The organism is Methylophilus sp. OH31 (assembly GCF_000576615.1).
In the GTDB taxonomy this organism is placed as follows: Bacteria; Pseudomonadota; Gammaproteobacteria; order Burkholderiales; family Methylophilaceae; genus Methylophilus.
Genome location: NZ_BAUS01000002.1, coordinates 1 through 18,579 on the forward strand (window position 1 = coordinate 1; position 18,579 = coordinate 18,579).

General features: G+C 46.8%; 35 protein-coding genes and 1 pseudogene. 32 read left to right on the top strand and 4 right to left on the bottom strand.

Translation table 11 applies throughout. The features are described 5' to 3' along the window. From OH31_RS14635 to rplQ, 30 genes and pseudogenes are all read left to right on the top strand, one after another. Positions 1-93 (top strand): annotated as a pseudogene (locus tag OH31_RS14635) (elongation factor Tu); the annotation flags it as partial. A 58-nt stretch (positions 94-151) separates the two neighbouring features. Next, entirely contained in the window at positions 152-460 is a 309-nt protein-coding gene (gene rpsJ / locus OH31_RS01590; RefSeq protein WP_018986280.1) for a 30S ribosomal protein S10, read from the top strand. 136 nt (positions 461-596) lie between these two features. After that, positions 597-1,247: a 50S ribosomal protein L3 gene (rplC, locus tag OH31_RS01595; protein ID WP_019881219.1), complete on the top strand. Its 651-nt coding sequence runs from the start codon at positions 597-599 to the stop codon at positions 1,245-1,247. Continuing rightward, entirely contained in the window at positions 1,247-1,873 is a 627-nt protein-coding gene (gene rplD, locus OH31_RS01600) for a 50S ribosomal protein L4 (protein WP_019881220.1), read from the top strand. The genes rplC and rplD overlap by 1 nt, the downstream gene beginning before the upstream one ends. After that, entirely contained in the window at positions 1,870-2,184 is a 315-nt protein-coding gene (gene rplW / locus OH31_RS01605) for a 50S ribosomal protein L23 (RefSeq protein ID WP_019881221.1), read from the top strand. The genes rplD and rplW overlap by 4 nt, the downstream gene beginning before the upstream one ends. A gap of 11 nt (positions 2,185-2,195) precedes the next feature. Then, positions 2,196-3,029: a 50S ribosomal protein L2 gene (gene rplB / locus OH31_RS01610; protein WP_019881222.1), complete on the top strand. Its 834-nt coding sequence runs from the start codon at positions 2,196-2,198 to the stop codon at positions 3,027-3,029. Between the two features lie 5 nt (positions 3,030-3,034). Further along, the gene (gene rpsS / locus OH31_RS01615; RefSeq protein ID WP_019881223.1) at positions 3,035-3,310 is read left to right on the top strand and encodes a 30S ribosomal protein S19; all 276 of its coding nucleotides are present in this window, start codon (positions 3,035-3,037) and stop codon (positions 3,308-3,310) included. A 10-nt stretch (positions 3,311-3,320) separates the two neighbouring features. Beyond that, a complete protein-coding gene (gene rplV, locus OH31_RS01620) occupies positions 3,321-3,659 on the top strand; it encodes a 50S ribosomal protein L22 (RefSeq protein ID WP_018986274.1) in 339 nt (112 codons plus the stop codon). 1 nt (position 3,660) lies between these two features. Continuing rightward, positions 3,661-4,374, top strand: coding sequence for a 30S ribosomal protein S3 (gene rpsC / locus OH31_RS01625; protein WP_019881224.1), 714 nt, complete (start codon positions 3,661-3,663; stop codon positions 4,372-4,374). Continuing rightward, positions 4,358-4,774, top strand: coding sequence for a 50S ribosomal protein L16 (gene rplP / locus OH31_RS01630; protein ID WP_019881225.1), 417 nt, complete (start codon positions 4,358-4,360; stop codon positions 4,772-4,774). Before rpsC ends, rplP begins: the two co-directional genes overlap by 17 nt. A gap of 12 nt (positions 4,775-4,786) precedes the next feature. After that, positions 4,787-4,981 (top strand): 50S ribosomal protein L29, encoded by a 195-nt coding sequence (gene rpmC, locus OH31_RS01635; RefSeq protein ID WP_019881226.1) that lies wholly within the window; start codon positions 4,787-4,789, stop codon positions 4,979-4,981. Beyond that, the gene (gene rpsQ, locus OH31_RS01640) at positions 4,978-5,235 is read left to right on the top strand and encodes a 30S ribosomal protein S17 (protein WP_019881227.1); all 258 of its coding nucleotides are present in this window, start codon (positions 4,978-4,980) and stop codon (positions 5,233-5,235) included. Before rpmC ends, rpsQ begins: the two co-directional genes overlap by 4 nt. 189 nt (positions 5,236-5,424) lie before the next feature. Then, positions 5,425-5,793 carry a 50S ribosomal protein L14 gene (gene rplN, locus OH31_RS01645; RefSeq protein ID WP_019881229.1) on the top strand — a complete coding sequence of 123 codons (369 nt, stop codon included), beginning with the start codon at positions 5,425-5,427 and terminating at the stop codon, positions 5,791-5,793. Positions 5,794-5,812: 19 nt separating this feature from the next. Further along, on the top strand, positions 5,813-6,130 hold the full coding sequence (rplX, locus tag OH31_RS01650; protein ID WP_019881230.1) for a 50S ribosomal protein L24: 318 nt from the start codon (positions 5,813-5,815) through the stop codon (positions 6,128-6,130). An 8-nt stretch (positions 6,131-6,138) separates the two neighbouring features. Further along, on the top strand, positions 6,139-6,678 hold the full coding sequence (rplE, locus tag OH31_RS01655; protein ID WP_019881231.1) for a 50S ribosomal protein L5: 540 nt from the start codon (positions 6,139-6,141) through the stop codon (positions 6,676-6,678). A 3-nt stretch (positions 6,679-6,681) separates the two neighbouring features. Then, positions 6,682-6,987 (top strand): 30S ribosomal protein S14, encoded by a 306-nt coding sequence (gene rpsN / locus OH31_RS01660; RefSeq protein ID WP_024929371.1) that lies wholly within the window; start codon positions 6,682-6,684, stop codon positions 6,985-6,987. 14 nt (positions 6,988-7,001) lie between these two features. Then, positions 7,002-7,397, top strand: coding sequence for a 30S ribosomal protein S8 (gene rpsH / locus OH31_RS01665; protein WP_019881233.1), 396 nt, complete (start codon positions 7,002-7,004; stop codon positions 7,395-7,397). A gap of 11 nt (positions 7,398-7,408) precedes the next feature. After that, a complete protein-coding gene (rplF, locus tag OH31_RS01670; protein WP_019881234.1) occupies positions 7,409-7,942 on the top strand; it encodes a 50S ribosomal protein L6 in 534 nt (177 codons plus the stop codon). A gap of 75 nt (positions 7,943-8,017) precedes the next feature. Continuing rightward, positions 8,018-8,371 carry a 50S ribosomal protein L18 gene (gene rplR, locus OH31_RS01675; RefSeq protein ID WP_019881235.1) on the top strand — a complete coding sequence of 118 codons (354 nt, stop codon included), beginning with the start codon at positions 8,018-8,020 and terminating at the stop codon, positions 8,369-8,371. 14 nt (positions 8,372-8,385) lie between these two features. Continuing rightward, on the top strand, positions 8,386-8,892 hold the full coding sequence (rpsE, locus tag OH31_RS01680) for a 30S ribosomal protein S5 (protein ID WP_019881236.1): 507 nt from the start codon (positions 8,386-8,388) through the stop codon (positions 8,890-8,892). 2 nt (positions 8,893-8,894) lie between these two features. Further along, the gene (gene rpmD / locus OH31_RS01685; RefSeq protein WP_019881237.1) at positions 8,895-9,089 is read left to right on the top strand and encodes a 50S ribosomal protein L30; all 195 of its coding nucleotides are present in this window, start codon (positions 8,895-8,897) and stop codon (positions 9,087-9,089) included. 2 nt (positions 9,090-9,091) lie between these two features. Then, a complete protein-coding gene (rplO, locus tag OH31_RS01690) occupies positions 9,092-9,529 on the top strand; it encodes a 50S ribosomal protein L15 (RefSeq protein WP_024929372.1) in 438 nt (145 codons plus the stop codon). A 25-nt stretch (positions 9,530-9,554) separates the two neighbouring features. After that, entirely contained in the window at positions 9,555-10,868 is a 1,314-nt protein-coding gene (gene secY / locus OH31_RS01695) for a preprotein translocase subunit SecY (RefSeq protein ID WP_019881240.1), read from the top strand. Positions 10,869-10,870: 2 nt separating this feature from the next. After that, the gene (gene infA / locus OH31_RS01700; protein WP_019881241.1) at positions 10,871-11,089 is read left to right on the top strand and encodes a translation initiation factor IF-1; all 219 of its coding nucleotides are present in this window, start codon (positions 10,871-10,873) and stop codon (positions 11,087-11,089) included. A 24-nt stretch (positions 11,090-11,113) separates the two neighbouring features. Next, positions 11,114-11,227, top strand: a complete 114-nt coding sequence (gene rpmJ, locus OH31_RS14640) for a 50S ribosomal protein L36 (RefSeq protein ID WP_081620790.1) — start codon at positions 11,114-11,116, stop codon at positions 11,225-11,227. 109 nt (positions 11,228-11,336) lie between these two features. Continuing rightward, on the top strand, positions 11,337-11,699 hold the full coding sequence (rpsM, locus tag OH31_RS01705; RefSeq protein ID WP_019881242.1) for a 30S ribosomal protein S13: 363 nt from the start codon (positions 11,337-11,339) through the stop codon (positions 11,697-11,699). Positions 11,700-11,739: 40 nt separating this feature from the next. Beyond that, positions 11,740-12,129 carry a 30S ribosomal protein S11 gene (gene rpsK, locus OH31_RS01710; RefSeq protein WP_018986256.1) on the top strand — a complete coding sequence of 130 codons (390 nt, stop codon included), beginning with the start codon at positions 11,740-11,742 and terminating at the stop codon, positions 12,127-12,129. 47 nt (positions 12,130-12,176) lie between these two features. Then, positions 12,177-12,806, top strand: coding sequence for a 30S ribosomal protein S4 (gene rpsD, locus OH31_RS01715; protein WP_019881243.1), 630 nt, complete (start codon positions 12,177-12,179; stop codon positions 12,804-12,806). A 56-nt stretch (positions 12,807-12,862) separates the two neighbouring features. Continuing rightward, entirely contained in the window at positions 12,863-13,849 is a 987-nt protein-coding gene (rpoA, locus tag OH31_RS01720) for a DNA-directed RNA polymerase subunit alpha (protein WP_019881244.1), read from the top strand. A 33-nt stretch (positions 13,850-13,882) separates the two neighbouring features. Continuing rightward, on the top strand, positions 13,883-14,269 hold the full coding sequence (gene rplQ / locus OH31_RS01725; protein WP_019881247.1) for a 50S ribosomal protein L17: 387 nt from the start codon (positions 13,883-13,885) through the stop codon (positions 14,267-14,269). Between the two features lie 59 nt (positions 14,270-14,328). Here the strand turns inward: rplQ and OH31_RS01730 are convergent, their stop codons facing one another. Beyond that, a complete protein-coding gene (locus tag OH31_RS01730) occupies positions 14,329-14,571 on the bottom strand; it encodes a glutaredoxin family protein (protein ID WP_024929373.1) in 243 nt (80 codons plus the stop codon). A gap of 78 nt (positions 14,572-14,649) precedes the next feature. Here OH31_RS01730 and mgtE point away from each other — a divergent pair, with 78 nt between their 5' ends. Together mgtE and OH31_RS01740 are read left to right on the top strand one after the other, a co-directional pair. Next, positions 14,650-16,107 (top strand): magnesium transporter, encoded by a 1,458-nt coding sequence (mgtE, locus tag OH31_RS01735; protein WP_019881250.1) that lies wholly within the window; start codon positions 14,650-14,652, stop codon positions 16,105-16,107. 6 nt (positions 16,108-16,113) lie between these two features. Next, entirely contained in the window at positions 16,114-17,412 is a 1,299-nt protein-coding gene (locus OH31_RS01740; RefSeq protein WP_036298549.1) for a mechanosensitive ion channel family protein, read from the top strand. A gap of 75 nt (positions 17,413-17,487) precedes the next feature. Here OH31_RS01740 and rpmG read toward each other — a convergent pair whose 3' ends face one another. The 3 genes from rpmG to dut form a co-directional block, all read right to left on the bottom strand. Further along, positions 17,488-17,643, bottom strand: coding sequence for a 50S ribosomal protein L33 (rpmG, locus tag OH31_RS01745; protein WP_011478679.1), 156 nt, complete (start codon positions 17,641-17,643; stop codon positions 17,488-17,490). A 32-nt stretch (positions 17,644-17,675) separates the two neighbouring features. After that, complete coding sequence (gene rpmB, locus OH31_RS01750; RefSeq protein WP_018986249.1) at positions 17,676-17,912, bottom strand: 50S ribosomal protein L28; 237 nt, start codon at positions 17,910-17,912, stop codon at positions 17,676-17,678. A gap of 96 nt (positions 17,913-18,008) precedes the next feature. Next, positions 18,009-18,461, bottom strand: coding sequence for a dUTP diphosphatase (gene dut / locus OH31_RS01755; protein WP_019881252.1), 453 nt, complete (start codon positions 18,459-18,461; stop codon positions 18,009-18,011). Between the last annotated feature and the right edge of the window lie 118 nt (positions 18,462-18,579).

Here is an 18,579-nt window from a genome sequence, read left to right on the forward strand (position 1 = left end):
GCTCCAATCGCGATGGAAGAAGGCTTGCGCTTCGCTATCCGTGAAGGTGGTCGTACCGTTGGTGCTGGCGTCGTTGCCAAAATCATCGAGTAATTATCTTTATGAGCGGCAGGGTTATCCTGCCGCTTTTTGCTCTTTTTAAGGAAAAAACATGGCAGCTCAAAAAATTCGTATCCGTCTGAAAGCATTTGACTATCGTTTAATCGACCAATCTGCTTTGGAAATCGTAGATACTGCTAAACGTACTGGTGCAGTTGTTAAAGGTCCAGTGCCATTGCCAACACGTATCGAGCGCTTTGACATTCTGCGTTCACCACACGTGAACAAAACTTCCCGTGACCAGTTTGAAATCCGTACCCATCAGCGTCTGATGGACATCGTGGATCCAACAGACAAGACTGTTGATGCATTGATGAAGCTGGATTTGCCAGCTGGCGTGGATGTAGAAATCAAGCTTTAATTTAAAAGCTGACATTGCAATAAGCCTTTTCGAAAGAAAAGGTTATTGTCAAATCTAGAATAGTTCGGTATAATCCGCGCTCTTCGGTGGACGGTCAATTGTAATCGTCCACTTTAACTATTATAAGGAACTGATCATGAGCTTAGGGCTTATTGGTCGCAAAGTGGGCATGACCCGCATTTTTACAGATGAAGGCGCAAGCATTCCTGTAACTGTGCTGGAAGTGATTCCTAACCGCGTGACACAAGTTAAGACAGTCGCAACGGATGGCTATACAGGCCTGCAGGTTGCTTACGGTGAGCGTCGTGCCAGCCGTATCAACAAAGCGTTGACTGGTCACTTTGCCAAAGCGGGCGTAACTGCCGGTGCTGGTATCAAAGAATTCAATGTGGCTGAAGATGTATTGGCTAACTTCCAAGTAGGTGGAAATGTCACTGTTGATATTTTCTCTGTTGGTCAGTTGGTTGATGTGACAGGTACTTCCATCGGTAAAGGTTTTGCCGGTGCGATCAAGCGTCATAACTTCTCCTCCAACCGTGCTTCTCACGGTAACTCACGTTCGCACAACGTACCAGGCTCTATCGGTATGGCGCAGGATCCAGGTCGAGTATTCCCTGGTAAGCGCATGCCTGGCCATTTGGGTGATGCTAAAGTCACAACCCAAAACCTGGAAATCGTTCGTGTAGACGCAGAGCGTAACCTGTTGTTGATTAAAGGTTCCGTACCTGGCTCTAAAGGTGGCAATGTTGTTGTACGTCCAGCCATCAAAGCGAAAGGGGCTAAATAATGGAACTGAAATTAATCGATCAAAACGGCAAGGTAGCTAAAAAAGGCGTTGATGCGTCTGACGTTACTTTCGGTCGTGAATTTAACGAGTCCCTGGTGCATGAAGTGGTTGTTGCTTATCTGGCAAACGCTCGTACTGCGACTCGTGCACAAAAAACACGTGCAACCGTTGCTCACACGACACACAAGCCATATGCGCAAAAAGGTACTGGTAACGCCCGTGCCGGTATGGCATCCAGCCCGATCTGGCGTGGAGGCGGTCGCGCATTCCCAAACAGCCCTAACGAAAACTACAGCCACAAAGTAAACCGTAAGGCTTACCGTGCTGGCATGCAGACTATTTTGTCTGAGTTGGTACGTCAGGACCGTTTGAAGGTAGTAGACGATTTTTCAATCGACTCACCAAAAACTAAACAATTCGTACAGAAAATCAATGCTCTGGGCATCGATGGCGGTGTATTGCTGTTGACTGACGGTTTTGATGAGAATTTGTACTTGTCTTCCCGTAACCTGCCAAACGTATTGGTGGTTGAAGCGCAGTATGCTGATCCAGTAAGTCTGGTGCGTTTCCCTAACGTTTTGGTCACAGCCAATGCTGTGAAAAAACTTGAGGAGATCTTGGCATGATTACCGCAGCAACTAAAACACAAGATCGTTTATTGCAAGTGATTTTGGCGCCTCAGATTACTGAAAAAGCAACTTTCATTGCTGACAAACATCAGCAAATTGCTTTCAAGGTACGCACTGACGCGACTAAGCCAGAAATTAAAGCGGCTGTTGAACTGGTGTTCAAAGTCGAAGTGGCTTCTGTATCTGTGATTAACGTCGCAGGTAAAGTGAAGCGTGCTGGCCGTCGTATTGGTAAGCGTAACGACTGGAAAAAAGCTTATGTGAGCTTGAAGCCAGGTCAAGAAATTAACTTTGCAGCTGGCGAATAAGGAGAGAAGACATGGCATTAGTTAAAGTCAAACCAACTTCCCCCGGTCGTCGCGGTGTATTGAAAGTCGTTACACCAGATTTGCACAAAGGCAAACCTTACGCGCCACTGTTGGAAAGTCAAAGTAAAAACGCCGGTCGTAACAACAACGGCCGCATTACAACCCGTCACCAAGGTGGTGGTCATAAGCAGCATTACCGTATTGTTGACTTCCGTCGCAATAAAGATGGTATTCCTGCGACTGTTGAGCGTATTGAGTACGATCCAAACCGTACGGCGAACATTGCACTGTTGTGCTACGCCGATGGTGAGCGTCGTTACATCATTGCACCACGTGGCATTGCTGCCGGTGCACAGTTGATCAGCGGTTCTGAAGCGCCTATCCGTGCTGGTAATGCCTTGCCTTTGCGCAACATTCCAGTCGGTAGCACGATTCACTGCATCGAAATTCAACCAGGCAAAGGTGCGCAAATCGCCCGTTCAGCAGGTACATCAGTACAGTTGCTGGCGCGTGAAGGCTCCTACGCTCAGTTGCGTTTGCGTTCAGGTGAAGTGCGCCGTGTGCACGTTGACTGTAAAGCCACATTGGGCGAAGTAGGTAACGAAGAGCATTCACTGCGTTCTATCGGTAAAGCTGGTGCAATGCGCTGGCGCGGTGTTCGTCCAACCGTTCGCGGTGTGGTGATGAACCCGGTTGATCACCCGCACGGTGGTGGTGAAGGCCGTACAGCTGCTGGTATGAACCCTGTGTCACCATGGGGTCAGAAAACTAAGGGTTATCGTACTCGTAAGAATAAGCGTACTGATAACATGCGTGTAAGTCGTCGTCCGAGAAATGTAAGGTAATCGCTATGGCACGTTCTATTAAAAAAGGTCCATTTGTGGACGCTCACTTGGCTAAGAAAGTCGAAACTGCCACTGCGAACCGCGACAGAAAACCAATTAAAACCTGGTCACGTCGTTCGACTGTATTGCCAAACTTTATTGGTTTAACCATCGCAGTGCACAACGGTAGACAACATGTGCCTGTGTTGATTTCTGAAAACATGGTTGGTCACAAACTCGGTGAATTTGCGTTGACACGTACGTTCAAGGGTCACGCGGCTGATAAAAAAGCGAAGAAGTAAGGGGCTGATTATGCAAGTTACTGCAGTTTTAAAAGGCGTACACCTTTCTCCGCAAAAAGCGCGTCTGGTGGCTGACCTGGTCCGTGGCAAAAAAGTAGATCAAGCACTGAATATCCTGGCATTCACCCCTAAGCGTGGTGCCGAGATTATCAAAAAAGTGGTTTTGTCTGCGATTGCTAACGCCGAACATAACAATGGTGCTGATATCGACACATTGAAGGTGACTTCAATCTATGTGGATAAAGGCTTGGTGATGAAGCGTATCCGTGCTCGTGCAAAAGGTCGCGCTGGTCGTATTACGAAACCAACCTGTCATATTCATGTGACAGTCGGTGACTCAAAGGAATAATATGGGACAGAAAATTCATCCAATTGGGTTCCGTTTGAGCGTTCAGAAAAACTGGGCCTCACGTTGGTACTCTAATAGCCAGAACTTCCCTGCGATGTTGCAAGGCGACATCAAAGTGCGCGAGTTCTTGAACAAGAAACTGGCGAGTGCTGCTGTGAGCCGTATCGTGATTGAGCGTCCTGCCAAGAACGCTAAAATCACTATCCACAGTGCACGTCCTGGTGTTGTGATTGGTAAGAAAGGCGAAGATATCGAATCTTTGCGTTCTAGCCTGCAAGGCCTGATGGGCGTGCCGGTGCACCTGAACATTGAAGAAGTGCGTAAGCCAGAATTGGACGCTACTTTGATCGCACAATCCATTGCACAGCAATTGGAAAAGCGCGTGATGTTCCGCCGTGCCATGAAACGTGCCATGCAAAACGCCATGCGTTTGGGCGCACAAGGTATCAAGATCATGAGTTCCGGTCGTTTGAACGGTATCGAAATCGCACGTACCGAGTGGTACCGTGAAGGCCGTGTGCCTTTGCATACACTGCGTGCTGATATCGATTACGGTGTGGCTGAAGCTTCAACCACCTACGGTATTATCGGAATTAAAGTTTGGGTATTCAAAGGCGAGATCTTCGGTGACAACGCTGCTAACGCTGCCGTTGCTGATGCTGAGCCAGAGAAAAAAGTAAGAAAGCCGAGGGCTAAAGATGCTGCAACCAGCTAGACAGAAATACCGTAAGATGCAAAAGGGTCGCAATAAAGGTATTGCGACTACTGGTAACAAGGTGAGCTTTGGTGAATTTGGTTTGAAAGCGGTCGGTCGCGGTCGTTTGACAGCACGCCAGATTGAAGCTGCACGTCGTGTGATGACTCGTCACATTAAACGTGGTGGCCGCGTTTGGATTCGTGTGTTCCCGGATCAACCGATCTCTAAGAAACCTGCTGAAGTACGTATGGGTAACGGTAAAGGTAGCGTGGACTACTACATCGCCCAGATTCAGCCAGGCAAAATGCTGTACGAAATGGATGGCGTGAGCGAAGAGCTGGCACGTGAGGCTTTCAAATTGGCTGCTGCGAAGCTGCCAGTCGAAACTACATTCATGACCCGTCAAATTGGCAGTTAAGGAGTAGTAACGATGAAAGCTTCTGAATTGAGAGCAAAGTCAGCAGATGAGCTCAATAACGAGTTGGTTGAGTTGCGCCGTGCGCAGTTTTCTCTGCGCATGCAAGTAGCCACCCAACAATTGAACAAAGTAGATCAGCTGGGTAAAGTGCGCAAAGATATCGCTCGCGTGAACTCTGTATTGGCTGAGAAAGCGAAACAGGCATGATGACTGAAAAAGCGAAAGTAGTACGCAGTTTGACTGGCCGCGTGGTAAGCAACAAGATGGATAAAACCGTGACTGTGCTTGTCGAGCGTAAAGTGAAACACCCTCTGATTGGTAAAGTGGTTGTTAAATCGAACAAGTTCCATGCGCATGATGAAACAAATGCATGTAACGAAGGCGATGTTGTGACAATCACTGAAACACGCCCATACTCCAAGAGCAAGTCTTGGATTGTAAGCAAAATCGAAGCTAAATAAGGCTTCAAATATAAAACCGGAAAAACGCTTGTCATAAGCGTTTTTTTGGTTGTATAATGTTGGACTTTTCGGTGCCCGCCTTAGTTGGCATGTAGCTGGCACCCCAATACTGACCGTGGTCTATTGGCCGAAATTGTGAAAGCAAGCGGCTGTAGTGGTTATAACGGATTAAGTTGGAGATTATTTCTCATGATTCAAATGCAATCTCGGCTTGAAGTAGCCGACAACACTGGTGCGCGTTCCGTTCAGTGTATCAAAGTCTTGGGTGGTTCCAAGCGTCGTTATGCCAGCATTGGCGACATCATCAAGGTCAGCATTAAAGATGCTGCGCCGCGTGGTCGCGTCAAAAAAGGTGAAATCTACAACGCTGTGGTTGTGCGCACTGCTAAAGGTGTTCGCCGTCCAGATGGTTCGTTAGTTAAATTTGATGCCAATGCCGCAGTCTTGTTGAATAACAAGCTGGAGCCTATTGGTACGCGTATTTTTGGCCCTGTGACTCGTGAATTGCGTAGTGAGCGCTTCATGAAGATTGTTTCACTGGCGCCTGAAGTGTTGTAATCGGCTTGGAGACAATCAAATGAGCAAAATTCGCAAAGGTGACCAGGTCATTTTAAATACAGGTAAAGATGCAGGTAAAACAGGTGCTGTTTTAAGCGTCTTGCCAACAGGCCATGTAGTGGTTGAAGGTTTGAATGTGGTTAAAAAACACACTCGCCCAAACCCGATGCGTGGTATCACTGGTGGCATCATCAGCAAGGAAATGCCGGTAGACGGCTCCAATGTGGCAATCTTCAATGCTGCAACACAAAAAGCTGATCGTGTTGGTTTTAAGGTACTGGAAGATGGTCGCAAGATTCGTGTATTCAAATCTAGCGGCGAGTCTATCGACGCATAGGATAATATATGGCACGTTTAAAACAGTATTATAACGATAGCGTGGTTGCCAAATTGACAGAACAATTTGGTTATACATCTGCAATGCAGGTTCCACGTATCGAGAAAATTACCCTGAACATGGGTGTGGGCGAGGCTGTGGCTGACAAAAAAGTCATGGAAAACGCTGTTGCTGATATGCAGAAAATTGCAGGTCAGAAACCAATCGTAACCAAGGCTAAGAAATCTGTCGCTGCATTTAAGATTCGCGACGACTATCCTGTTGGTTGCAAGGTAACGCTGCGTCGTGAGCGCATGTATGAATTCCTGGATCGCCTGATCACTGTGGCTATTCCTCGTATTCGTGACTTCCGTGGTATCTCTGGCAAGTCTTTTGATGGCCGTGGTAACTACAACATGGGCGTGAAAGAGCAAATCATTTTCCCAGAAATCGAATACGATAAAATCGATGCGCTGCGCGGGATGAACATCACGATTACTACAACTGCGAAAACAGACGAAGAAGCGAAAGCTCTTTTGGCTGCGTTCAGTTTCCCTTTCAGAGGTTAAGTCATGGCAAAAGTATGTATGACAGAGCGCGAGCAAAAGCGTCGCGAAACCGTTAAAAAATATGCAGCTAAACGTGCTGAATTGGTTGCTGCTAGCAACGATCAGTCTGCCAGCGTCGAAGATCGCATGGCTGCTCGTTTGAAGTTGCAAAGTCTGCCGCGCAACTCCAGTCCTGTTCGCACACGTAACCGTTGTGCTTTGACTGGTCGTCCACGTGGTGTGTTTAGTAAATTTGGTATCGCACGTAACGAGTTGCGTAAATTGATGATGGCTGGTCACGTACCAGGCGTCACCAAGGCCAGCTGGTAACGGAGGAGTAGAACATGAGTATGAGTGATCCGATTGCCGATATGTTGACCCGTATTCGTAACGCGCAACGTACGAATAAAACAACCGTTTCAATGCCTGCTTCTAAAGTGAAGGGCGCTATTGCAAACGTGTTGAAAGATGAAGGTTACATCGATGATTTCAACGTTCAAAACAATGACGGTAAGCCAGTTTTGAACATTAGCCTGAAATACTATGCCGGTCGTCCAGTAATTGAGAAGATTGAGCGTGTATCCAAGCCAGGTTTGCGTATTTATAAAGGTAGTCAGAACCTGCCTAAAGTGATGAACGGTTTAGGTGTGACTATCGTTTCCACTTCTAGAGGCGTGATGACTGATCGTAAAGCACAAGCTGCCGGTATCGGTGGTGAAGTTTTGTGCATCGTGGCCTAAGGAGAATCAATATGTCACGTGTTGCTAAAAACCCGATTGCGATTCCTGCGAAAGTAGAAGTTGTAATTTCTCCTTCAGAGATCTCCGTAAGCGGTCCTCTGGGTAAGTTAAGCCAAGCGCTGGTTTCAGAAATTTCTGTTTCCCGTGAAGGTGAAGAGTTGTTGGTTAAAGCGACCAGCGAAACACAACATGCAAGAGCGATGTCAGGTACGACTCGCGCTTTGCTGGCCAATATGGTGCAAGGTGTTTCTACTGGCTTTACCCGTAAATTGTCACTGATTGGTGTTGGCTACAAAGCAAATGCTCAAGGTTCTACCCTGAACCTGGAGTTAGGCTACTCTCACCCGATTAACCACAAAATGCCTGAAGGCGTGACTGTGCAAACACCTACTCCTACAGAGGTGATTTTGACTGGCGCTAACAAGCAAGTGGTTGGTCAAGTGGCTGCGCAGATTCGTGCTTACCGTGCTCCTGAGCCATATAAAGGCAAAGGTGTTCGTTATGCAGATGAAGTGGTCACTATTAAAGAGACCAAGAAAAAATAACTAAGGCACTTGCAGCGTAATGCTGCAAGGTTAGACACTGGCCTTAACAGTGAATCAACATTAAAGGTAAATTCAATGAAGAACGTAAATAACCGCTTGCGCAGAGCACGTAAAACCCGTGCCAAAATCGCCGAGTTAAAAGTTACACGTTTGAGTGTACATCGCACCAATACCAATATCTACGCACAGATCATTGCTGAAACTGGCGATCGCGTATTGGCGAGTGCATCCACCGTTGAGGCTGAAGTGCGTCAACAACTGAAAAATGGCGGCAACATCGAAGCTGCAACCCTGATTGGTAAGCGTATTGCTGAAAAAGCAGCGCAGGCTGGTATTACCACTGTTGCATTTGATCGTTCAGGCTACAAGTATCACGGTCGTATCAAGGCTTTGGCCGAAGCTGCCCGTGAAACCGGTCTCAAATTCTAAGGGTGAGATAAAGAATGGCTAAAGATATTGAACAGCAGCAAACCGATGGTTTGCGCGAAAAAATGATTACCGTTAACCGTGTAAGTAAAACGGTTAAAGGCGGTCGTATCATGAGCTTCGCTGCGTTGACCGTAGTTGGTGATGGTGATGGTGCCGTTGGTATGGGTAAAGGTAAAGCGCGTGAAGTGCCAGTGGCTGTACAAAAAGCCATGGACGAAGCCCGTCGTAACATGGTTAAAGTGAACCTGAACAACGGTACATTGCATCACGCAGTGACTGGCGTTCACGGTGCAGCCAAGGTGCTGATTCAGCCAGCTTCTGAAGGTACCGGTATTATTGCCGGTGGTGCAATGCGCGCTATCTTCGAAGTAATGGGTGTGACTAACGTGGTTGCAAAAAGTATTGGTTCTACCAATCCTTACAACCTGGTTCGCGCAACTTTGAACGGTTTGGCATCCATGAATACGCCGGCTGAAATCGCCGCTAAACGTGGTAAGACCGTAGAAGAAATCAGAGGTTAATCATGGCTAAAGCAAAAAAAGAGAGCGCTACTTTAAAAGTAACGTTGGTTAGAAGTTTGATTGGTCGTATTGAAGCACACAAAGCCACTGTACGTGGTCTGGGTCTGCGTCGTATGCACCACACTGTAGAAGTGCAGGACACTCCTGAAATTCGCGGCATGATCAATGCAGTGAGTTATCTTTTGAAGGTTGAATAATCATGCAATTAAACACGATTAAGCCTGCTGCAGGCGCAAAAAAAGCACCTCGTCGTTTAGGTCGTGGCATTGGCTCTGGTTTGGGTAAAACTGGTGGCCGTGGTCATAAAGGTCAAAAATCCCGTGCTGGCGGTTTTCATAAAGTCGGTTTTGAAGGCGGTCAAATGCCTTTGCAACGCCGTCTGCCAAAACGTGGTTTTAACTCACTGACACAAGCTGACACCGCACGTATCCGTACTAGCGAATTGGCTTTGGTTGATGCCGAAGTGATCGACATCTTGTCTCTGAAAGCAGCCAAATTGGTGCCAGTCTCTGCAAAAGCAGTGAAGGTTTACCTGTCTGGTGAAGTTGCTGCCAAAGTACAAGTTCAAGGGTTGTTGTTGACTAAAGGTGCTCAAGCTGCCATCGAATCTGCTGGCGGAAAAGTACTTGAAGTCTAATCAGTTGTAAGAAAAGAGTATCAGCTTGGCACAGGATAATATCTTAAGTTCCGTAAGCAAACTTGGCGAATTAAAAAGCCGTTTGTGGTTCTTGTTGGGCGCATTGGTGGTTTACCGCTTAGGTGCGCATATTCCAGTGCCAGGCATTGATCCAACTGTGTTAAAGCAGTTGTTTGATACGCAGAAAGATGGCATTTTGGGCATGTTTAACATGTTCTCCGGTGGTGCGTTGTCACGCTTCACCGTGTTTGCCCTCGGCATCATGCCTTACATTTCTGCCTCAATTATTATGCAGTTGCTGACAGTGGTTTCACCACAGCTGGAGCAGCTGAAGAAAGAAGGCGAAGCTGGTCGTCGTCAAATTACCAAATACACCCGCTACGGCACGGTGTTATTGGCTACCTTTCAAGCCTTGGGCATTGCCATCGCGTTGGAAGGTCAGGCAGGTTTGGTATTAGACCCAGGCTTTGCATTCCGTATTACTGCCGTGACCACGTTGGTTGCTGGCACGATGTTTTTGATGTGGTTGGGTGAGCAGATTACCGAGCGTGGTATCGGTAATGGCATCTCAATCATTATTTTTGCCGGTATCGTTGCGGGCTTGCCGCATGCGATTGGCAGTACTTTAGATCTGGCAAAAACCGGTGCATTCTCCATTCCCTTGGTAATGTTCCTGTTTGTCGCAGTGCTTCTGGTAACCGCGCTGGTTGTGTTCGTAGAACGTGGCCAACGCAAGATTACAGTGAATTATGCCAAGCGCCAGGTTGGTAATCGTATTTATGGAGGCCAGTCTACGCACTTGCCACTGAAGTTGAATATGTCAGGTGTGATTCCACCGATTTTCGCTTCGAGTATTATTTTGTTCCCAGCCACATTGGCTGGTTGGTTTGGTAGCAGTGAACATATGTACTGGTTGAAGGATGTGAGTGCGAAACTCTCTCCAGGCCAACCTTTGTACATCTTGTTGTTTGCTGCCGCAATTTTGTTTTTTGCTTTCTTCTACACGGCATTGGTCTTCAATCCGAAAGAAACGGCAGATAACCTGAAGAAAAGTGGCGCGTTTGTGCCAGGCATCCGTCCTGGTGATCAAACCGCAAAATATATTGATCGCATCATGGGTCGTTTGACATTGATTGGTGCGCTCTACATTACGCTGGTTTGTTTGTTGCCAGAGTTTTTGGTGTTGAAGTTTAATACCCCGTTCTATTTTGGTGGTACTTCATTGTTGATTATCGTTGTCGTAACGATGGACTTTATGACGCAGGTGCAATCACACCTGATGTCGCAACAGTATGAGGGATTGCTGAAAAAAGCCAATTTTAAAGGTTCGGGCAAGTAGCAATGGCACGAGAGGATCGCATTGAGATGCAAGGCGAGATTCTGGAAAATTTGCCGAATGCAACTTTTAAAGTGAAACTTGAAAACGGTCATACAGTGCTTGGTTACATTTCAGGCAAAATGCGCATGCACTACATACGCATTTTACCTGGTGACAAAGTCACAGTAGAAATGACCCCATATGATTTAACCCGTGCGCGAATTACATTCCGCGCAAAGTAAGTGAATTAAATAAAGGAAAGTAAGATGAGAGTTCGCGCATCAGTTAAAACATTATGCCGTAACTGTAAAGTAGTTAGACGTCGCGGCGTTGTTCGTATTATTTGTACTGACCCACGTCACAAACAACGTCAAGGTTAATGGTAAAACATTTGCTTGTGAGAGCATTGATTGGCTGATATAATATGCGGCTTTTCTTTTCTACGCACAAGTTTGATCGTGAAAAACGATTGATTATTGGAGTTTAAGTATGGCTCGTATTGCCGGGGTAAATATCCCAAACCACAAACATGCAGAAATTGCTTTGACCTCTATTTACGGTATTGGTCGCGATACTGCGCAGAAAATCTGTGCTGCGGCTGGTGTACTGACAACAGCAAAGGTTAAAGACCTGAGCGACTCAGAAGTTGAAAAATTGCGTGACGAAGTGGCTAAATACACTGTAGAAGGTGATTTACGTCGTGAAGTAACCATGAACATCAAGCGTTTGATGGACCTGGGTTGCTACCGCGGTATTCGCCATCGTCGTGGCTTGCCAGTGCGCGGTCAGCGTACCAAAACCAATGCGCGTACTCGCAAAGGTCCGGTTAAAGCCATCAAGCAATCTAAATAATCTTTTATTGAACATCAGTAGATATTAAGGACAGTACAACATGGCAAAAGCTAATGTACGCGTTAGAAAAAAAGTTAAAAAGAATATTGCCGAGGGTATCGCTCACGTGCACGCTTCTTTTAACAACACGATTATTACGATTACCGATCGTCAAGGCAATGCGTTGTCATGGGCTACTTCCGGTGGTCAAGGTTTTAAAGGTTCACGTAAAAGTACTCCATTTGCTGCACAGGTAGCTTCTGAAGTGGCTGGTAAAGCTGCTCAAGAGTCCGGTGTTAAAAATCTGGAAGTGCGTATCAAGGGTCCAGGTCCAGGTCGTGAATCCGCTGTGCGTGCGTTGAATGCTGCCGGTTTTAAAATCACCAGCATTACTGATGTGACACCGGTGCCGCATAACGGCTGCCGTCCACCGAAAAAACGCAGAATTTAATTCATTTCGCTTCGATAAATTAGCGAATCGATTACTGGAGAACTATTTTGGCTAGAAATTTAGACCCTAAATGCCGTCAATGCCGTCGTGAAGGTGAAAAACTGTTTCTGAAAGCAGAAAAATGCTTTACAGACAAATGCGCAATTGAAAAGCGCAACTTCGCACCAGGTCAGCATGGTCAGCGCCGCAACTCACGTCTGTCTGACTACGGCGTGCAATTGCGCGAGAAGCAAAAAGTACGTCGTATTTACGGCGTGTTGGAAGGTCAGTTCCGTACTTATTACGCTGAAGCTGATCGTCAAAAAGGCATTACTGGTGAGAACCTGTTGCAATTGCTGGAGTCCCGTTTGGACAATGTAGCATACCGCATGGGTCTGGCTGGTTCGCGTTCTGAAGCACGTCAAGTAGTGCGTCATAACAGCATTTTGGTTAACGGCAAACGCGTAAACATCCCTTCATATCAAGTGAAGGCCGGTGACGTAGTTACTGTGGCTGATAAATCAAAAACACAATTGCGTATTAAAGCTGCGGTTGAAGCGGCTGAACAACGTGGTTTCCCTGAGTGGTTGGAAGTCGACGTCAAAGCATTGTCTGGTAAGTTCAAGGCTAAACCTCAGCGTGATGAGTTGCCTGCTACCATCAATGAATCATTGATCGTTGAATTGTATTCTAAGTAATCGCTTAGCTTAGGCTAAGGATTACTTGTTACTACCCAATTACTTCAAGGAGTTGTATGCAAAATAACCCTACAGATTATTTGAAGCCACGTGTTGTGGACGTTGAAGTGATTACTCCACTGCGTGCACGTGTGACTTTAGAGCCAATGGAACGTGGCTTTGGCTATACCTTGGGTAATGCGTTGAGAAGAGTATTGCTTTCTTCCATCCCGGGTTTTGCCATTACTGAAGTAAAAATCGATGGTGTTGTACATGAGTACTCCACTATTGAAGGTGTGCAGGAAGACGTTGTTGACATCTTGCTGAACCTGAAAGGTGTTGCCTTAAAGCTGCACAACAAAACCGAAACCATTTTGGTATTGAACAAAACTGGTGAAGGTATTGTGACAGCTGGTGATTTTGAAGTTGGTCATGATGCTGAGATCGTTAATCCGAACCACATCCTGGCAAACATCACCAAAGGTGGTAAGTTGAACCTGGAAGTGAAAGTTGAAATGGGCCGTGGTTATCAGCCTGTTCCAGCCCGTCAAAAAGCCAACGATGAAGATCGCGTATTAGGCTTTATGATGGTGGATGCTTCTTTCAGCCCGATCAACAAAGTGAGCTACCATGTTGAGAGCGCACGTGTTGAGCAGCGTACTGACCTCGACAAACTGATTATGGATGTTGAGACTAACGGCATTATCGAGCCTGAGCAGGCGATTCGTGATGCTGCGCGTATCCTGATTGGTCAGTTGTCCGTGTTTGCAAATCTGGAAGGTGCTTCTGCTGATGTTGAAGTGAAAGCTGCACCTCAGGTAGATCCAATCCTGTTACGCCCGGTCGATGACCTGGAGCTGACAGTGCGTTCTGCCAACTGCCTCAAAGCAGAAAATATTTTCTACATTGGTGATTTGATTCAGCGTACAGAAAACGAATTGCTGAAAGCGCCTAACCTGGGTAGAAAATCATTGAACGAAATTAAAGACGTGTTGGCCTCTAAAGGCCTGACACTGGGAATGAAGCTGGAAAACTGGCCACCTGTTGGTCTGGAAAAAGCTTAATTTCTGATCAGATAAATACTTAAGGAAATTACTATGCGTCACGGTAATAGCAATCGTAAATTGAACAGAACCAGCAGCCACCGCGCAGCCATGTTCCGCAACATGGTGACCTCTTTGCTGCGTCACGAAGTGATCAAAACAACTTTGCCTAAAGCAAAAGAGCTGCGTAAATATGCAGAGCCATTGATCACTTTGGGTAAAACACCTACATTGGCAAACCGTCGTCTGGCGTTCAGCCGTCTGCGTGACCGTGACATCGTAGGTAAGTTGTTCGGTGAACTGGGTCCACGTTACAATGCACGTAATGGCGGTTACCTGCGCATTCTGAAATGTGGTTTCCGTCAAGGTGACAATGCGCCAATGGCATTCGTTGAATTGGTAGATCGTCCAGAAGTTGCCGAAGCACCAGCAGCAGAATAAGACAGACGCATCAATAAAAAAGCCAGCTTTCGCTGGCTTTTTTATTTTCTAAACCCCCTCTATTCGTTATGCATTAACCAATGGCTAATCATTTCCGTGTTAAAGGGCCAGCACAGCTCATTTGTATTGTCGGTTGATGCGAAAAGTAGCACGGGAATGCTAATTTCATAGTGCTGCAGCAATTTTTCGTCATCAATGATGTCTAGGTATTGGTAAGGTAGATTGAGCTCCTGCAATAGCCGCTCTGCATCCTCACAAAGGTGGCAGCCTTTGGTGCCCAATAATATCAACTGCTTTTGCATAAAAACTCTAGGTAGTGTCATCAACGCTTTGTACAATGATACCTGCAAAAATAACGCCTGCTCAATATTGGATCATGCATGACAGAAATTCGCGAACAAGATGAGAAAGTGACCGAGGGCAAGGAAAGCCTGAGCGAGACTTTGCAGCAGGTGATCCACTTGCTGGATAAGCACAAGCTGGTCGAACATGTCGTGCATCGGCAAGATATGCCTAAGCATGATCTGGTAGAGAACCTGGTTCACAAGCAAAATCTGAATATTCTGCAGCATAAGCTGGATCAGTTACATCCGGCTGACGTGGCTTATATCCTCGAATCGCTACCATTAGATGACCGTTTAATGGTCTGGGATCTGGTGAAAGCCGATCGTGATGGCGAAATTCTGCTTGAAGCCTCCGACGCTGTTCGTCAAACCCTCATTGCGGACATGGATAGTGATGAGTTGCTGGCAGCTGCCGAGCAACTGGACACTGACGAGCTGGCAGACCTGGCACCTGACTTGCCAAAAGACGTGTTGCAGGACTTGCTTTACAGTCTGGATACGCAACATCGCGAGCGTTTGCAATCTGCGCTTTCTTATCCTGATGACACCGTCGGTGCCATCATGGACTTCGATATTGTGACGATTCGTGACGATATCACGCTGGAAGTCGTGTTGCGCTACCTGCGCAGGCTGCCAAAATTTCCTGACCATACGGATAAATTATTCGTCATTAATCGCGACGACATCCTGCAAGGGGTGTTGCCCCTGAAGCGCATTATCTTGAATGATCCGGAGACCCGTGTCGGCGACATTATGTCGACAGATGCCGTGGTGTTCCACCCCGAGGATATGGCCGATCAGGCAGCGATGGCGTTTGAGCGTTATGACTTGGTGACGGCGCCGGTGGTCGACAATAACCGCAAGCTGGTCGGGCGGATTACGGTGGATACGGTGATGGATATTATTCGTGAAGAGGCTGAGTCAGACATGCTGTCTTTGGCCGGTTTGCGCGAAGAAGAAGACTTTTTTGCCTCCATCTGGAAGTCTGTGCAAAACCGTTGGGCCTGGCTGGCGATTAACCTGGTGACCGCATTGGTGGCATCACGTGTGATTGGCTTGTTTGAAGGCAGTATCGAGAAGATTGTGGCACTGGCTGCATTGATGCCTATTGTGGCTGGTATTGGCGGCAACTCAGGTAACCAAACCACCACCATGATTGTACGCGGTTTGGCCTTGGGCCAGATTTCCGGCTATCACATGAAATCATTACTGCAAAAGGAAATGGGTGTTGCGCTCATGAATGGCTTGCTATGGGGCGGTGTCCTCGGTCTGATTGCGTTCTGGTTGTACCACAATGCCGCATTGGGATTAGTGATGATGGCGGCGATGGCCTTGAATTTGTTGTTGGCGGCCATTATCGGCGTCATGATTCCATTGGTCATGAACAAGATGGGCAGGGACCCGGCCGTTGGCTCCAGTGTGTTGATTACTGCGTTGACCGATAGCGGTGGTTTCATGATTTTCCTCGGCCTGGCCACAATCTTTTTGTTATAAAAATCTATGATGGATAACGATATTAATATTCTCTGGAAAGAAATTGTTCAGGACCTGAGCACGGTCTCTGCTTTGTGGCAGTTGTTTGTATTTGGCGTGATTCTGGCCGTGAGCGGTTTACTCAATTGGCACCTGCGCAAGCAAATTGCAGCCGGCAAAGTAAACACTGTTTATAAAATGTTGTTGGGTGGCATTGAGCGCCTGTTTTTCCCGTTTGTGGCTTTTCTGTTGCTGGTCATTGCACGCTATTCGCTTGAAGGCTTTATGCATGTCGGTTTGTTGCGACTTGCAGCGCGCATGCTGCTGGCGATGGTGATTATTCGTAGCCTGATTTACGTCTTGCGCTATGTGTTCTCACCGAGCGCCTGGTTGCATTCGTTTGAGCGGGTCATCGCATGGGTTGTATGGGTGGTGGTGGCTTTGCATATCAGCGGCTTCCTGGATCCTGCCTTGCAGATTCTGGAGGATGTGACGTTTAGTGTTGGCAAGCAGAAGTTAAACCTGTTGCTGCTGATCCAGGGCGGGCTCACCATCGTCATCACTATGCTGGTTGCCTTGTGGTTAAGTCGCATGATAGAACTGCGGCTGATGGCCTCAGAGAATATCAATAGTAACTGGCGTGTCATTATGGTCAAGCTGGTGCGTATGGTGGCCATTGTCATTGCCTTGCTGATGTCGATGGCGGCTGTAGGCATGGATGTCACCATGCTGTCTGTGTTTGGCGGTGCGCTTGGTGTAGGGCTTGGCTTTGGTTTGCAGAAGATCGCCAGCAATTATGTGAGTGGTTTTATTATCCTCATGGATAAGTCGCTGCATATGGGCGATATTGTGACGATTCGCGGTTACTATGGCATCGTCAAAGAGTTGCGGTCGCGTTATATTGTTTTACGCAAGCTGGATGGAACTGAATTCATCATTCCTAACGAAACGATGATCACAGATGTGGTGATTAATCATACTTCTGCAGCCCATAAAGCGAAGGTGCCTGTTTTAGTCCAAATCTCTTATGAAAGTGATCTGGATTTGGCCATCAAGCTATTGCAAGAGATTGGTCGGTCGCATGAGCGTACACTAAGGGATGAAGCTGCTGTGGAGGTGATTATTAAATCATTCGGCCAGAATGGCATTGATTTACAGTTGGCGGTAGGGGTGCTTAATCCCGAGGAGGCGACCGCCAAGCTGCAGAGTGAGGTTTATTACGAGATTTGGCAGCGCTTTAAAGCGAATAATATTCAGATCCCATACTCACAGCAGGATGTGCGTATTATTTCCGGTCAGGCAGCTTTAAATCTGGCTTCAGAATAATGGGAAGGTTGGTATAGCGACCAAAATAAAAAAGCCTGCGATTGCAGGCTTTTTTATTAATGCTGGAAACTGAAATTATTTCAATTTAGTTTCTTTGTACAGCACATGCTTACGAGCTACTGGGTCAAATTTCTTGATCTCCATTTTCTCTGGCATAGTACGTTTGTTTTTTGTGGTGGTATAGAAATGACCTGTACCAGCACTGGATTCCAATTTGATTTTTTCACGCATGATAATATCCTTTGCTGACTAAATGTCGCGAGTTAGATTTTTTCGCCAGCAGCACGCAAATCAGCCAACACAGCGTCGATACCATTTTTGTCGATCGTACGCAAAGCAGCGTTGGTAATGCGCAGGCTTACCCAGCGGTTTTCGCTCTCAACCCAAAACTTACGGTTTTGCAAGTTAGGCAAGAAACGACGTCTTGTTTTGTTTTGTGCGTGAGAAACATTGTTGCCCACCATTGGTTTTTTACCGGTTACCTGACATACACGTGCCATGGTTGTCTCCAAATACTTTTATCTTTTCAGAAAGAGCGAGATTATAGATTGAATCGTATGCACAAATCAAGCGCTTATTGTAATTTTTCTCATAATTTAGTGCTTGCCCGTGCTGCCAAAGCCACCTTCACCCCGTTCGCTGCTGGTGAATTCATCCACAATATGAAAATCTGCCTGCACAACAGGCACGATTACCATCTGCGCCACCCGTTCCATCGGGTTCAGGATAAACGGCTCTTTACTGCGGTTCCAGCATGAAACCAGCAATTGTCCTTGATAGTCCGAGTCAATCAATCCAACCAGATTGCCAAGCACAATGCCATGTTTATGGCCTAAACCTGAGCGCGGCAAGATCATGGCGGCATAATAAGCATTGTCGATATGAATCGCCATGCCTGTCGGAATCATGATGGTCTCGCCCGGCTGTATGGTTTGCGTATGCTCAATACAGGCACGTAAATCCAACCCGGCTGAGCCAGGCGTTGCGTAGTTAGGCATCATGTGATGCAGGCGGGGGTCAAGAATCTTGAGGTCTACGGTAATCGACATGCTGCATACTCCAGAAAAAGATTGCGCTATTAAACACGAAATGTGACCGAAAATCACTGATTACGATAATTAGTCGGCAACAAAAAAGCCAGCAGTTGCTGGCTTTACAAAGAGTGGT